Origin of the sequence: Flavobacterium lotistagni (genome assembly GCF_011392125.1) — a bacterium.
Lineage (GTDB): Bacteria > Bacteroidota > Bacteroidia > Flavobacteriales > Flavobacteriaceae > Flavobacterium > Flavobacterium lotistagni.
On record NZ_JAAJBU010000002.1, the window covers coordinates 250394 to 265799 of the forward strand.

Annotated in this window: 16 protein-coding genes; 10 read left to right on the forward strand and 6 right to left on the reverse strand. The window is 41.0% G+C overall.

Translation table 11 applies throughout. The annotated features are described in order from the left end of the window. Positions 1–122: 122 nt before the first annotated feature. From G4D82_RS03850 to G4D82_RS03860, 3 genes are all read right to left on the reverse strand, one after another. Positions 123–1004, reverse strand: a complete 882-nt coding sequence (locus tag G4D82_RS03850) for a bifunctional 5,10-methylenetetrahydrofolate dehydrogenase/5,10-methenyltetrahydrofolate cyclohydrolase (RefSeq protein ID WP_166335092.1) — start codon at positions 1002–1004, stop codon at positions 123–125. A gap of 466 nt (positions 1005–1470) precedes the next feature. Then, positions 1471–2808, reverse strand: a complete 1338-nt coding sequence (gene ffh, locus G4D82_RS03855) for a signal recognition particle protein (RefSeq protein WP_166334698.1) — start codon at positions 2806–2808, stop codon at positions 1471–1473. A gap of 296 nt (positions 2809–3104) precedes the next feature. After that, on the reverse strand, positions 3105–3557 hold the full coding sequence (locus G4D82_RS03860) for a hypothetical protein (RefSeq protein WP_166334701.1): 453 nt from the start codon (positions 3555–3557) through the stop codon (positions 3105–3107). A gap of 210 nt (positions 3558–3767) precedes the next feature. Between G4D82_RS03860 and G4D82_RS03865 the strand changes: the two genes are divergently transcribed. The 7 genes from G4D82_RS03865 (at position 3768) to G4D82_RS03895 (ending at position 7559) form a co-directional block, all read left to right on the forward strand. Beyond that, entirely contained in the window at positions 3768–4292 is a 525-nt protein-coding gene (locus G4D82_RS03865; RefSeq protein ID WP_166334703.1) for an ankyrin repeat domain-containing protein, read from the forward strand. Positions 4293–4327: 35 nt separating this feature from the next. Then, positions 4328–5095: a T9SS type A sorting domain-containing protein gene (locus G4D82_RS03870; RefSeq protein WP_166334705.1), complete on the forward strand. Its 768-nt coding sequence runs from the start codon at positions 4328–4330 to the stop codon at positions 5093–5095. 6 nt (positions 5096–5101) lie between these two features. Further along, on the forward strand, positions 5102–5488 hold the full coding sequence (locus G4D82_RS03875; protein WP_166334707.1) for an OB-fold protein: 387 nt from the start codon (positions 5102–5104) through the stop codon (positions 5486–5488). A 10-nt stretch (positions 5489–5498) separates the two neighbouring features. Beyond that, positions 5499–6371 carry a DUF5777 family beta-barrel protein gene (locus G4D82_RS03880; RefSeq protein WP_166334709.1) on the forward strand — a complete coding sequence of 291 codons (873 nt, stop codon included), beginning with the start codon at positions 5499–5501 and terminating at the stop codon, positions 6369–6371. Between the two features lie 41 nt (positions 6372–6412). Next, positions 6413–6724, forward strand: coding sequence for a hypothetical protein (locus tag G4D82_RS03885; RefSeq protein WP_166334711.1), 312 nt, complete (start codon positions 6413–6415; stop codon positions 6722–6724). 10 nt (positions 6725–6734) lie between these two features. After that, positions 6735–7277: a YceI family protein gene (locus G4D82_RS03890; protein ID WP_166334713.1), complete on the forward strand. Its 543-nt coding sequence runs from the start codon at positions 6735–6737 to the stop codon at positions 7275–7277. A 117-nt stretch (positions 7278–7394) separates the two neighbouring features. After that, on the forward strand, positions 7395–7559 hold the full coding sequence (locus G4D82_RS03895; RefSeq protein WP_166334715.1) for a hypothetical protein: 165 nt from the start codon (positions 7395–7397) through the stop codon (positions 7557–7559). A gap of 208 nt (positions 7560–7767) precedes the next feature. On the opposite strand, the gene G4D82_RS03900 is transcribed toward G4D82_RS03895, so the two are convergent. Together G4D82_RS03900 and G4D82_RS03905 are read right to left on the reverse strand one after the other, a co-directional pair. After that, positions 7768–8211 (reverse strand): hypothetical protein, encoded by a 444-nt coding sequence (locus G4D82_RS03900; protein WP_166334717.1) that lies wholly within the window; start codon positions 8209–8211, stop codon positions 7768–7770. 52 nt (positions 8212–8263) lie between these two features. Beyond that, entirely contained in the window at positions 8264–9286 is a 1023-nt protein-coding gene (locus tag G4D82_RS03905; protein WP_166334720.1) for a hypothetical protein, read from the reverse strand. A 106-nt stretch (positions 9287–9392) separates the two neighbouring features. Between G4D82_RS03905 and G4D82_RS03910 the strand changes: the two genes are divergently transcribed. The 3 genes from G4D82_RS03910 to G4D82_RS03920 are packed head-to-tail and all read left to right on the forward strand — an operon-like array spanning position 9393 to position 13390. Further along, a complete protein-coding gene (locus G4D82_RS03910; protein ID WP_166334722.1) occupies positions 9393–9914 on the forward strand; it encodes an RNA polymerase sigma factor in 522 nt (173 codons plus the stop codon). A gap of 43 nt (positions 9915–9957) precedes the next feature. Continuing rightward, positions 9958–10872 (forward strand): FecR family protein, encoded by a 915-nt coding sequence (locus tag G4D82_RS03915; RefSeq protein WP_166334724.1) that lies wholly within the window; start codon positions 9958–9960, stop codon positions 10870–10872. Beyond that, positions 10859–13390 (forward strand): TonB-dependent receptor, encoded by a 2532-nt coding sequence (locus G4D82_RS03920; protein WP_166334726.1) that lies wholly within the window; start codon positions 10859–10861, stop codon positions 13388–13390. The genes G4D82_RS03915 and G4D82_RS03920 overlap by 14 nt, the downstream gene beginning before the upstream one ends. On the opposite strand, the gene argS is transcribed toward G4D82_RS03920, so the two are convergent. Further along, a complete protein-coding gene (argS, locus tag G4D82_RS03925; protein WP_166334728.1) occupies positions 13391–15166 on the reverse strand; it encodes an arginine--tRNA ligase in 1776 nt (591 codons plus the stop codon). Positions 15167–15406: the final 240 nt, after the last annotated feature.

Genomic DNA, 15406 nt, shown 5'->3' on the forward strand with positions numbered 1-15406 from the left:
ACCCGCGAAATAGCAACGCCAAACCCAAGGCTGATGAAAATCCAAAACCGGCGTCGCGATGGAAAGTCGATTTCATCAAGAAAGACGATGTGAACTATCGTAAAAAGGGTGAATACTAGATTTTATCGCAATCTTCTTTGTTCTCTAGCCAAAAGCGTATTCTTAAGCAACATGGCAATTGTCATTGGCCCAACACCACCCGGAACCGGAGTGATGTGCGAAGTTTTTTTGCTGACCATTTCAAAATCAACGTCGCCGGTGATGCGGTAGCCTTTTTCTAGGGTTTTGTCTTCTACTCTAGTAATTCCAACGTCGATTACCACGGCGCCATCTTTAACCATTTCAGCTTTGAGGTAATTCGGAACGCCAAGCGCCGTGATGATAATATCGGCTTGCGTAGTGATTTGTGCGATATTTTTAGTGTAGCTGTGTGTTAAGGTAACGGTTGAATTTCCAGGAAAACCTTTGCGGCCCATCAAAATACTCATCGGGCGGCCCACAATGTGGCTTCTGCCAATCACTACAGTGTGTTTTCCTTTGGTTTCAACACCATAACGTTCTAATAATTCCAGAATTCCGAACGGTGTAGCCGGAATAAACGTAGACATATCCAACGCCATTTTCCCGAAGTTCTCCGGATGGAATCCATCTACATCTTTGCTCGGATCGATGGCCATAATCACTTTCTGGGTATCAATTTGTTCGGGCAGCGGCAACTGTACGATAAAGCCGTCAATGTTGTCGTCTTGGTTGAGCTGTTTGATTTTCTTGAGCAGCTCGGTTTCTGAAGTCGTGCTCGGCATTTTAATCAAAGTGGATTCAAAACCTACGCGTTCACAGGCTTTGACTTTGCTGCCCACGTAAGTTAAACTCGCGCCGTCGTTGCCCACGATGATGGCGGCCAAGTGCGGCACTTTCTCACCTTTGGCTTTCATGGCGCCCACTTCTGCGGCGATTTCGTTCTTGATGTCTTCCGAGGTTTTTTTTCCGTCTAGTAGTTGCATGTTCTTTGAATTATATGTTGTGAGTTGGATTTCGTATTTATTTTCTGGGCGTGTCGGCGGCATTCATCATCTGGTTGTTTGGTTGTACTTTTTGCGCCGCCGTCGGGCTGTTCGCAGTACGCGGTACTTTGCTGCCATCCCTCACGCGAGACTGATTGGCGGTTGTCGGTTGTCGGTCGTCGGTTGTAGGATTTGTGCTGGGAACTGGCTGTCAGCTGTCAGCTTTTAGCTATTAGCTTGAATTGTGGAATCAACTGCCAACAAGTACATCACTCCAAAAAAGTTCAATTTAAAACTGCTAACCAACTTTCCGTAAACGAACCACCAACCATCAACCAAAACCCCTAGCCCTGATTGCAGCGGCATCCTTTTTTCTCGTGGCCGAACGAGGAAAAAGATACAGCGGAAAGCAGGTTCCCGGCTCCTAAAAAAAAAAAAAGACGCGAATCACCACGTCTTTCCGATTTTATCTGAGGCCTTTCATGCCGCCCATCATTTTCATCATCTGCTTGCCGCCTGGGCCTTGCATCATTTTCATCATTTTGCTCATTTGGTCGAATTGCTTCATGAGTTGGTTGACTTCGTCTATTTTGCGGCCCGAACCTTTGGCGATGCGGGTTTTGCGTTTCATATCAATTAGGGCAGGTTTGCTTCTTTCTGCTGGAGTCATCGAATAGATAATCGCTTCGATGTGTTTGAACGCGTCGTCTTCGATCTCTACGTCTTTCATGGCTTTGGCCGCGCCCGGAATCATGCCGACAAGGTCTTTCATGTTACCCATTTTCTTGACTTGCTGGATTTGCGCCAGAAAATCATCGAACCCAAATTCGTTTTTGGCGATTTTCTTCTGCAGCTTGCGCGCTTCTTCTTCATTGAATTGCTCCTGCGCCCGTTCTACAAGCGAAACCACGTCGCCCATACCAAGGATTCTTTCGGCCATACGCTCCGGGTAGAACACGTCGATGGCTTCCATTTTCTCGCCGGTTCCGACGAACTTGATTGGTTTATCAACAACAGATTTAATCGAAATAGCAGCTCCACCTCGGGTATCACCGTCTAATTTGGTGAGGATGACTCCATCGAAATTCAGTCGGTCGTTGAAGGCTTTAGCGGTATTCACGGCATCCTGACCAGTCATCGAATCGACGACGAACAGAGTTTCTTGTGGTTGCAAAGCACGGTGCACATTGGCGATTTCGGTCATCATTTCTTCATCGACAGCCAAACGGCCCGCGGTATCGACAATCACTACGTTGTATCCTTTTTCTTTGGCGTATTTGACGGCGTTCTGTGCAATTTCGACCGGATTGTTGTTGCCGAGTTCGGAATAGACTTCCACGCCGATTTGGTCTCCAACGACATGCAATTGGTTGATCGCTGCCGGACGATACACGTCGCAGGCTACGAGTAATGGTTTTTTGTTTTTCTTGGTTTTCAGAAAATTGGCCAGCTTGCCCGAGAAAGTGGTTTTACCCGAACCTTGCAAACCAGACATCAAAATAACGGTCGGATTTCCGGAAAGGTTGATGCCAGAGACTTCTCCGCCCATGAGTTCGGTCAGTTCGTCTTTGACGAGTTTCACCAAAAGTTGGCCCGGCTGTAAAGTTGTGAGTACGTTCTGGCCGATGGCTTTGTCTTTGACGCGCGTGGTGAATTCTTTGGCGATCTTGAAATTGACGTCGGCATCGAGTAGCGCACGGCGTACTTCTTTTAAAGTTTCCGCAACGTTGATCTCGGTGATTTTCCCATGTCCTTTCAGGATGTGGAACGCCTTGTCTAGTTTGTCACTTAAATTATCGAACATAATTCTGGCTGTTTTTGAAGTTGCAAATATAGCACAAACTCAGTTTTGGGCAAGCCTTGAAAATGATAATTCTGAAATATTAAATGCAAAATTTGCAGCCCGAGAATTGACTTTGGAAAATAGCTTTAAGGCCAGTTCAAAAGAAATTCATAAATAAAAACGCCCTTGGCCTTTCGAATGATTTTGACATCTTGAGGCAATTGATTGAAATCAAAATACAATATATTAAATAACGAAAATTCCTAAATCTAATGTGACTTTGATAAGTATCAGATCAAGTCAATTTCTTGTAGGCTTTAGTTTTTCTCGAAGGTCAAAAGATTAGTACTCAAATCTTCGTTGGTGATGGTCATTTCGATTTTATCATCGGCAGCAGCAGTAACCACCCAATCTTTGCTAATCGAATCCAGCACCGTAACTAAATCTTGCTCTTTGAGGTTCAACTTTAAAAGGGTTTTGCCACTTTCGGCCACCGAACTCCAAGTACCTTCTTTGTCTGTGGCAGCTATTGTCGCTGTTACAACTCCTTCAGATTCATAGAGAAAGGAATATCCTGCGAGTGCTGTAGTTAAATCGGTGTCTTTGTATTGGTAAAGTGTGATGCGCCAAGTATCCTGAACCAATCTCGGAACTACGTCGGTAGGCAATAGTCCGGGTGCCACAGTTTTGTCGTCTTTTTCGCTGCAATTCGATAAAAATAAAGCCAACACTACAGCCGATAGTACAGAAATAATTCTCGAGGTTTTCATGAACGGTATTTTAAGAATCCAAATATAGCGAAAAATGCATTCGGGCAAACTTTACCAATCAATCAAAAAATACGGGTTGTAATTTGCTGTTTTTCATAAGTTTCAAGATTGTTCTTCTGGATTTATGAAAAAAAATATTTTTTTATTCGATTCGAGGTAGGGTATTATTTTGAAAATCTGTTTTCATACCAAAATAACAAAAACCCCAAAATGAACCGGATTCTAACCTACACCTTTTTGCTCCTTGCCTTTCTCGCTCATGCCCAAGTCAAGACTGTTTTTGATGTAGCGAGAAAAGGTAACCTACAGGAAATTCAAGAAATCTACGCTTCCAATCCGAAACTGATTGACACTCCTGATGAGCGCCAATCGAGCCCATTGATTCTGGCTTGCTATCGCGGAAATACTGAGGTGGCATTATTCATCGCCGAGAAAACCAAAAACCTCAACTACAACTCCGGCACGGGAACCGCTTTGATGGCGGCTGTGATGTCGGGAAACCCAACTATTACTCAGAAACTCATCGATTTGAAAGCCGATTTGAATCAAGCTGACACCCAAGGCAAAACGGCTTTGATTTACGCTACTTTTTTCAATAAAACTGATATCGTAAAACAACTAGTTGCGGCTGGCGCGAATAAAAACAGCAAAGACAACGACAACAGAACTGCGCTGGATTACGCGACTTTCAACAAGAATACTGAACTAATCATTTTACTAAACAAACAGCAATAAACAAATTTTAACTTAATCTACTAAAAATGAAAAACATGAAAAAAACCTGTTTGTTATTGATGTTTTGTTTGGGCCTGATACTCAGCGCAAATGCCCAACAAAAAGAAACTGCCCTGACTACTATGGGCGGTATGAAAGTAAAAATGAACCTGGATTCTGCTACTTCTTTGGTGACGATTACCATGGTCGGGCCTTCGAACAAATGGTTCTCTATTGGTTTGAGTACTTCGGACATGGCTACCAACAAAGATGTGTACACTTACGGCACATCGCTCTTAGATCAATATTTTACTTCCAACGGCCATGTAGCGCCAACCACAGACACCACCAACAACCTGACGTTAGTGAGTAATACTGTTGCCGGAACCACCAGAACAGTTGTTTTTACCCGACCATTCAGCACTGGCGATGCTAAAGATTACACTTTCGCTTACACCCTGAATTCATTAAACATTGTTTGGGGTATTGGCCCATCGACCACCGTAACCAGCGAACATTCGACCTACGGAACGAAAACTTTGACTTTCTCGGCAGTATTGGATTCAGAACAATTTGACACTTTGCAAGATATTGCGGTGTATCCGAACCCTTCGAGCGGCTTGTTTAACATCGCAAAAAGCAGTTTAGTGAAAATTGATAAAGTGAGAATCTTCGACACCAACGCCAAATTGCTCAAAGAAATCAACACGGAAATCACCGACCAAAACAACACCATTGATTTGACCGATTTGACCCGCGGAATTTATTTTATGGAATTGTCTAACGAATCCGATCAGATTGTTAAGAAAGTAGTCATTAACTAGTATAAAATGAAAAAATCAACTTGGACTTTGCTGATTGTGTTGGCACTGGCAGTCGTGGGAATCATGAGTTATCGCTGCGTGATGTATGGTGGTGCTCGGAATGTTTCTGAAGAAAAACCGGAATTCACAATCAGCTCGAAAACCATCGCAGCCGAATTTATAGCAGACACTCCTGGAGCAAATCTTAAATACCTAGAGAAAACTGTGGCTGTTTCAGGAACTGTAGTACAAACCGAAGGACAAGTGATTATTCTAGAACACGACATTGTTTGTGTAATGAAAGAACCCAATACCACTATTGAACCGAACCAAAAAGTTACCATTAAAGGAAGATTGGTCGGTTATGATGACCTCATGGGCGAAATAAAACTAGACCAATGCACTGCATTATAAACCTAACTTTATGAATATCAATCGATATATACTTTTGTTTGTTCTCTTCTTCGCTGCGTCGAACCTGATAGCTCAAGAAGACTTACTCAACCAACTGGACAGCATCAAGCCCAAGGAAAAACAGGTAGCTGCTGCGGCTTTCAAAGGCCTTCAAATTTGTAATATGCAATCGACCAAACTTCCTGTAAAAGGCGAATGGTACTTCTTGGTGTCGCACCGTTTTGGCGATTTGAAAGAAGGCATCAACAACTTCTTCGGACTCGATAATGCGTTGACCAAAATCGGCGGAATTTATGGCGCTACCAATTGGCTCTCGTTTTCTGCTTCAAGACATACGTTCAATAAAACGTTTGAATTGGGCGCGAAATATATGCTTATCAGTCAGAAAGATGATGGCTTTCCGTTCACTTTTGTAGGCTACCACACCATGGATATTAATTCGTCGAAGTTTGATGAAGAAGAATTTCCCGAATTCAAAGCCAACAACCGTTTTGCCTACACTTCGCAATTATTGATTTCTAGAAAGTTCAGCGAATCTGTGTCGTTGCAAGTAGCTCCGATTTGGGTGCACAAAAACTTATACGATGCCCAACCCGGAACCGAAAGAAAAGACCAAATGCTGGTAAGCGGCGGCGGTCGTTGCAAACTATCGAAAAGAATCAGCTTCAACCTTGAATATGCTTTTCGAATCAATGAACCTGAAAAGGAAATGTACCACAACCCGCTTACTGCCGGCTTTGATATAGAAACCGGCGGACACGTTTTTCAGTTGGTATTCTCTAATTCTCAAGCGATGAACGATGTGGCCTATTTCACCAACGCCACTGGAAAATGGAATGGTGGCAGTCTATTTTTTGGATTTAACATGTATAGAGTATTTTAATTATGAAGACCTTAATGATGACCTGTTGGTTTGCAATAATAATGGCTTGGTTACTGAATTCTTGTGAATCTAACACCTACGAAGAAGTGGCCGGAGTCGTAGAATTTCCGACTTATCAAGCCAACGTAAAAAAAATCATGGACGACAAATGCAATTCTTGTCACAACCCAGATTATGGGCAAGAGCCTTATCTGCAAACTTATGAATTGGTAAAAGATGCTTGTGAAAATGGTGAACTGCTATGCCGAATAGATGGTAGTTGTGGCGCGATTATGCCCACCAGCGGAAAAATGCCAAAAGCGCGTGTGGATATTATCCAGAATTGGGCTTTGCAGGGCTATGTAGAACAATAAAAAACTAAAGATGAAAAAAATATTGATTGTCGCTTTGTTGCTCATGGGAACGCAAGCGATGTTTTCGCAAAAATTAATGACCCGCAATGGCGTAATTAAGTTCGATGCTTCAATGCCCGACTTAGTAGAGATTGCCGCAACCAACAACGGTGCTTCGTGCATCTTGGATAAAGCCACTGGCGACTTTGTTGCTTTGGGATTAGTCAAATCGTTCAAATTTAAATCGCCACTCATGGAAGAACATTTCAACGAAAACTACATGGAATCTTCTAAATTCCCGAAAGCTACTTTTAAAGGTAAGATTCTGAATTTCAACGCTGCTCAATTGAGTAGCAAAGCCAATTATGACCTTGAAGGCGAACTGACCATTCACGGTGTTACCAAAAAAATCAAAACCAAAATTGCCTTGGTTGAGAAAGCCGGTCGGGTAAGCGCCAGTAGCAATTTTACCGTAAAATGTAAAGATTATAACATTGAGATCCCAAGTTTAGTCAAGGAAAAGTTCGCAGAAAATATTAAAATCTGGGTCGATTTCGACTTAGGGGAGAAATGATGATTGTTTGTTTAGTAGTCGAGGGCCGTGTCGGATTCATTTCTGATGCGGTCTTCTTCTTTTTGAGCCGTTCGCATTTTTAAAAAGAACTATCTTTAAAGTCAAATCAGGCATAAAATGAGAATCTTTCTTCCGCTTCTACTGATCACAATATTTATTGGTTATTTGTTTTATCTCGGCTTGGTGAAAAGAAATTTGAAATCGAATCGTTTCAAAGTAGTCTATCCGGGTTTGTTTTTTATTACCGTCTGGGCCGTGATTTACTTTGTGATGCTGCAATAAACCGGCCTTCAGAAGAACTTCAATCTTCACTAACCCGAATTATAATTGTTCTCTTTCGACTGCTGGACCAAGTTCTTACTTGATTGGCTGTAAAACTTGACTTCTTGCATCCCAATCAGTCTCATCGGGGCAACATCGAATCGAATCGGCATAAAAAAACCAGCCCTAGAGCTGGATAAAACCTTTGAACCTATTGGTTTTTAACTAACTAAATTTTCGTGAAAGTCAATAAATCAATACTACCATCTCCGCCACTAACATGTTTCAAACTCAGGACTGTAGATGAAGAAGAAAGTACATTCCAGTCTTCGCTAATCGATTCGAATGGGCCATCGAGTGCCGCAAATACAAGATCAAACTTGGTCGAACCGCTATCGTTATAACTGCTCCAATCACCGATTTGTATTGTCTCACTTTTGATGGCAGTAACAGATCCGTCTGCATCGAAAATGAAAGCATACCCACTAAAATCGGAAGTTTTTACCGTACCATCTTCGTTATACAAACTCACGCGCCATGTTCCTCCGGAAACATTATCGGTAACTTGGTTAGGGGTTGAAGATGAAGAAGACGAATCATCATCAGAACACATAGATGCGACATTGACCATAAAGAGCAACGCCAAAATAGGAATCAGTTTTAGCTTTTTCATATCGATATAAATAAAATGGGTTAAGAAATAATTAATCCTTACAAATGGGATTTTAGTTTTTAGAGAACGTTAAATAATGAACTCCGCCATTGCCTCCGCTCACGTGTTTAAGCCGAATCAGCGTTGGTGTGTATTCCATGATTTGCCAATCTTCCTCGAGATCTTCAAGCTGTGAACCACTGAAATTTAAATCGAACTTCGTATAACCATTTCCGGGAATTCGACGCCAAGTTCCGTTGGTGGTTATGCTGTTTTTAATCGCTATGACATTTCCGTTGGCGGTGAAAGTAAAACTATACCCGTCAAATTCATAGGTTTCGTCTTGATCGTCTTCAATGAAACTGGAAACGTACCAGGAACCGGAAACCAAAATTGTAGTAAACTCATTGGTCGGGCTATTGTTGCAACTTCCGATAGCGGCTTGAATGGCAGCTTGCAACTCAGCATCTGTATTTACCGTTACTATTTGGCCATTGTTATTGGTCATTGAGAACGGGTAAACAAAACTGTAAATTTCATTAACTGTTAAGCCATCAATAAAATTATAAAGCTGGGCATTGGTAGTAATGGTATGAGAAGTAGGGGTTTGCGTAGCGGTGTTGTAGGAATTAATGACAATCGGATAATTGAAATCGATACACTCAATTTCTGTTGTTGTGCTGTTCGGTGGGCAAGCTGCCAAAATAGTTTGAAATTGTTCTTGGCTGACTACCTGAACTTGATTGTGGTTTTTATAAATGATGCGAATGGGAAATTGAAAATAAATAATATCGTCATCATTTGTATTTTGGTTGATAATGTCTTCAATGTCGTGGCAATTGCTGCTATTATTATCGACGACGATAGTGATATTATTAACCGTAACAGTAACGGGCAATGCCACTGCAAAAGCATCAGTACCGTCGAGCACGTTGTCTTGCGCGGTTGGATATTGAGAAACTCTAGAAGCCAATTGCGAAAGCGCTGAATCTTTTGTTAAACCTTGTGGTGCTACTGTTTGCTCTGATTCATCGCTTTGGCAAGCAATCATGGTCAGAGAAATGACAACCATAAAACCTAAAATATACTTCTTCATTGAGATGGCAATTTTGCTTTGATAACCATAAAACAAATCTCTACAAAAAAACCCTACTTCCAATTTTTTTTTTCTACTTTCACTCCTGAATTTTTTTATATCAATAATGAACGATTCGCGCCCCAAAGGAATTTGTGACGAAAATATATTCTCAACGTTTTTCAAGACCAATGCAAGAGCGTTGCGCAACTATCTGTACTTCAAATTCGGAAATGAAGAACAGGCGAACGACATTTCACAAGAAGCCTTTATTAAATTGTGGGAAAACTGTCAAGACGTGCCACCAGAAAAAGCCAAATCATTTTTATATACCGTGGCCAACAATGCTACTTTGAACCAAATTGCCCATCAGAAAGTGGTGCTGAATTATGCCCAAAATAAAACTTCAAATACGCTCAATAACCAAAGCCCTGAGTTTATTTTAGAAGAACAACAATTCAAAGACAAACTCGAGAAAGCCATCGCAAATCTGACCGAAGCCCAACGCACCGCATTCTTGCTGAACCGCATCGAAGGGAAAAAATATACTGAAATTGCCGAGATGCTCGATATCAGTGTTAAAGCAGTGGAGAAGCGCATTCACGGTGCCTTGGTTTCCTTGCGCGCGAATATTGAACAAATCAAGTAGGGTTTTGAAATCTTGAACTGTTATACGAACAATCAAATACACCATGGAAGAAAACTTTGAATTAGCGAAATGGCTCTCCGGAGAAATGTCTGCCGAAGAATTGAAAGCGTTTCAAGCCTCCGAGCAGTACAAAATATACCAGAAAATTGCGCAATATTCAGCCGAACTTGAAGCGCCAGCCTATAATGAAGAAGAGGCTTACCAGCGTATTGTTTCAAGACAGCATAAAGAAACAAAAACCGTTAGCCTATACCAACATTGGATGTTCAAAGTGGCCGCGCTCTTTTTGCTCTTCTTAGGATTGACAATATTCTACAAAGCCAATGTTTCTATTACAGAAGCGGCAAGTCATGGTCAGCAGACTACTTTCACATTGCCTGATGATTCACAAGTAGTTTTAAATTCAGGATCTGAAGTACATTACAGCAAACTGCTTTGGAGCAACCACCGCCAATTGGATTTAAAGGGCGAAGCTTATTTCAAGGTAGCCAAAGGCAAAAAATTTGAAGTCAATACACACTTGGGTAAAGTAACCGTTTTGGGAACACAATTCGATGTGAAAGCGCGCGAGAACCGTTTTGATGTTACTTGCTATGAAGGCCGCGTTCGGGTAGATTACCAAAAACAACAAGTGATTATCACCAAAGGAATGTCAGTAGCTTTTGAAAATGGACAACTCATTGCGATTCCTAACACCAAAGCCACACAACCGGAATGGACTCAAGCTGAATTGGCTTTCAACAAAGAGAAACTGAGTCAGGTATTGCAAGAACTCGAACGTCAATTTGATTGTCAGATTCAATGTAATACTACTGCCAATTCGCAACTTTTCACCGGAACACTTCCTAAAAATGATATTCATAGCGCCTTACAAATTCTCTCGGCCAACTATCATTTGAAAATAAAACAGGTATCAGATCGTAAAATCATCCTGAATTACCTTGATGCGGAAAAATAACAACTGTTTGTTTATTCTTTTCTTACTTTTTCCTGCTTTGATTTTGGCTCAAAGTGAAAAAGCAACCATTACTTTGAAACAGATTTTAGAACAAATCAGTATACAACATCAGGTAAAGTTCAACTATATTGAAAATGAAATTGCCATTTTTTCGTTGGCACCACCTGCTCAAGAACTAAAACTTGAAGCCAAACTAGATTATATCAGTAAAGAAACACAGCTAAAGTTCGTGGCTTTCAACAAAAAATACTATACCATTGTTGACGACCCGAAACTTGACAAACCGCTTTGTGGTTATCTTTTGGATAGTCAAAGTAACCTACCGGTGGAAAATGCGCTGGTTCAAATTAGTGGTACGCAAGTGTTGCAGTCTACAGACCAAAATGGTTATTTCGAACTGCCGGTGGTTTCGCCCAACCTGATTGAATTCAGGCACCAAAGTTATGAACCAAAGAAAATTGACCCAAGGCTTTTGTATGTGAGTCACTGTCCGAAAATAAAAATTGAGCCCATTTTTCAGGAGCTAACTGAAGTAGTGGCCCAACAATACCTTACTTCCGGAATCTGCAAAAAAAAAGATGGTACCATTGAAGCCCAACCCAAGAAATTCGGAATACTTCCGGGGCTGACTGAACCTGATGTGCTACAAACCATACAACAAATGCCGGGAATTTACAGCGCCGACGAAACTGTCTCGAACATCAGTGTGCGTGGCGGAACCCACGACCAAAATTTATTTCTATGGAACGGAATCCGGATGTTTCAGACTGGGCATTTCTTTGGGCTGATTTCGGCTTTTAATCCGTCATTGGCACACAAAATCACTATTGCTAAAAATGGTTCATCTGCATTTTTTGGTGAAAGTGTTTCCAGTGTAGTAGATATTTCGACGCATTCAAAAAATATTGAAGACAGCCAAACCAGTATCGGCTCAGATTTGATTAGCGCGGATTTTTACACCAAATTCAAACTTTCTCCTAAAGCCAGCATCGAGCTATCTTCTAGAAGGTCATTGACTGATTTTTTCTCGACCACCACTTACCGCAATTATAGCAATCGGGTATTTCAAAATACAATAGTCACCGATTTGCAAAGCAGCAATGTCAACCCAATTAAGAGCGATCAGACGTTTTATTTTTACGACCTAACTTTTCAATACCAACAAAAAATATCCCATCGCCATGAACTTACGCTCGACGCAATCACCATCCGAAACCATTTGGATGTAGACCAAACCAATAATACCAACCAGAGAAATAGTTTCCTTGGCCAAGAGAATATTGGAGGCGCGCTCAATTGGAAAACCATTTGGAATAATAAACTTACGAGCCAAATCAACTTTTATGGTTCTTATTATAACCTTGATGCTACACGCAATGCAATTCAAAACAATCAAGTGTTCAAGCAACAAAACACCTTACTTGATTTGGGCTTGCAAATCAAAAGTATTTACCGTTTCTCGGAGAAACTGAGTATCCATTCAGGCTATCAGTGGGACGAAATCGGGGTAAGTAATGACGATGAAATCAACTCACCTGCTTTTTCACGTCATGTAAAAGAAATCAATCGCACCCATGTGGGCATCCTAGAAATCAATTACCAATCGCCCAGTAAAAAAACACTGCTTACCGTGGGCGGCAGGTTGAATCACTTTGAAAATTTTGAAAAATCTCGGGTAGAATCGCGAATTCAATTCCATCAGAGCCTGACTCAATATTTGAGTTTGGAATTACTCACCGAACAAAAAAGCCAAACCTTATCGCAAATTATTGATTTACAACAAGACTTTTTGGGCATCGAAAAAAGACGCTGGACTTTGGCCAACAATGCTTCAATACCTATTACTACAAGCCATCAGTGGAGCATTGGCCTGACTTTTAAAAACCCAAAATGGCTCTTGACTTGGGACAATTTCTATAAAAAAGTGAACGGCATTACCAGCAACAGTCAAGGTTTCCAGAACCAATTTGAGTTTGCAAAAACAACGGGCAGCTATGATGTTATCGGTACTGAAATGCTCGTGCAGCGCCATTTTAAACGTTATCAAACCTGGATTAGTTATAGTTACAATGAAAATCGGTATTCATTTCAGTCATTGAATGCTCAGGAATTCCCGAATAATTTTGAACTGGCACACACCTTATCGGCCATGGCGGCTTACAATTGGAACCAAATTAAGGTAGCGATCGGTGGAAAATGGCATACCGGAAAGCCACTAACTGAGCCTTCCTCAACTACTTTAAATGTAACAAATCCGGCCCAGCCAACAATTGATTACAAAACCCCTAATAGCTCGCGTTTGCCGGAATATTTTCAGCTGAATTTCTCAGCGTCTAAAATTTGGAAATGGAACCAAAAGACGGAATTGCAAACCAGCTTTTCGGTGTTGAACTTACTCAACAAACAAAACACCATTCACCAGTATTACCGGGTCAATGCAACACAAACCGGAATAGAAAGTGTACGAATTTATTCCCTAGAACGCACTCCGAATTTAAGTGTGAAATTTCGTTTTTGATTACATCCGCTCAGGAACTTCTATTCCTAGAAGCTTAAAGGCAGTTTTTACCGTATCACCCACTTTTTTAGACAACTGTACGCGAAAAACTTTCATTTGCTGGTTTTCCTCGCCAAGAATAGAAACTGACTGGTAAAATGAATTGTATTCTTTGACCAATTCATATGTATAATTTGCAATTAAGGCAGGACTATGCTGTTGCGCCGCGTTTTGTATAGTTTCCGGAAACTGCTCGAGAACTTTAATTAGTTCCTTTTCTTTTGGATGGAGCTTGATGTGAAGTGGAGCGGTGACATCAAAATCTGCTTTGCGCAAAATCGATTGAATTCTCGCGTAGGTGTATTGAATGAACGGTCCGGTATTTCCTGCAAAATCAACCGATTCTTCCGGATTGAACAAAATGCGCTTCTTCGGATCTACCTTTAAAATGTAATACTTCAAAGCGCCTAAACCAATGGTTTGGTATAGCTTGCTTTTTTCAGCATCTGAATAGCCTTCTAATTTCCCTAATTCTTCAGCGAGTGCTTTCGCAGTTTGCGTCATGTCTTGCATCAAATCATCGGCATCGACAACGGTTCCTTCACGCGATTTCATTTTACCGGAAGGCAAATCCACCATCCCATAAGACAAATGGAATAGGTTCTCAGACCAATCAAACCCGAGCTTTTTCAGAATCAAGAACAATACTTTAAAGTGATAATCCTGTTCGTTGCCTACAGTATAAACCATACCGCCAACATCCGGAAAATCTTTAACCCGTTGTATTGCGGTGCCAATATCTTGGGTCATATAAACTGCGGTACCATCTGAGCGCAACACTATTTTACGGTCTAAACCTTCTGCGGTTAGATCAATCCAGACTGAACCGTCGGGATCTTTCTCGAACACGCCTTTCTCGAGGCCCATTTGCACCACTGCTTTTCCTAAAAGATAAGTGTCGCTTTCATAATAGTAGGCATCGAAATCAACACCAAGATTTTGGTATGTTTCAGCAAATCCGTCGTAAACCCATTGGTTCATGGTTTTCCAGAGCTCGACTACTTCAGGCTTTCCGGCTTCCCAATCGAGCAACATCTGTTGGGCTTGCAGCATGATTGGTGCTTCTTTCTTGGCATATTCCTCAGATTTTCCTTCGGCCACTAATGCGTTCACTTCTTGTTTATAGGTCTGATCGAATGCTACGTAATATTTCCCGACGAGTTTATCGCCTTTCATTCCAGAAGTTTGCGGCGTTTCTCCGTTGCCGAATTTTTGCCAAGCCAACATCGACTTACAAATATGGATACCGCGATCGTTAATGATTTGAACTTTATAAACTTTGTTTCCGGCTGCTTTGCAAATCTCGGCCACCGAATAACCCAACAAATTGTTGCGCACGTGACCCAAATGCAGCGGCTTATTGGTATTGGGCGACGAATATTCGACCATTATGGCTTTCTGCTCAGGCTTTGGTGCGACAATGCCAAAATGTTCGTCGTCTTTAATAACATTGAAAAAATTTGTGTAATAACCGTCGGTAATCACGATATTCAAAAATCCTGAAACGACATTAAAACTTGTAACTTCGTTGGTGTTCTGCACCAGATAATTCCCTAATTGTTCTCCGATAGCTGCCGGATTACCTTTAATGAACTTCAACAAAGGAAACAACACTAAAGTAATATCACCTTCAAAATCTTTTCGGGTAGCTTGAAACTCGATTTTATCAATACTCTGATTGAAAAGTTCTGTAATGGCTTTTTGAATTAAAGGTGTGAGCAACGCAGCTATAGACATGTCAAATGAATTTGAGTGGCCAAAGATAAGGATAACTCATACAATATGAAACCGTGCGAGGACACAGAAACTTTGGCAATCAATAGTGCAAATTCAATTTTACACAGAGTGCAAATCAATTTTTTTGTAAGTAATTTATATCAATTAAATTAAAAAAGATGCATTTCGTCGATTTTATTTGTATTTTATCGATTTAATAACAAATCTTTGGAGTGTCAAAAACATAATATAATTTAATAG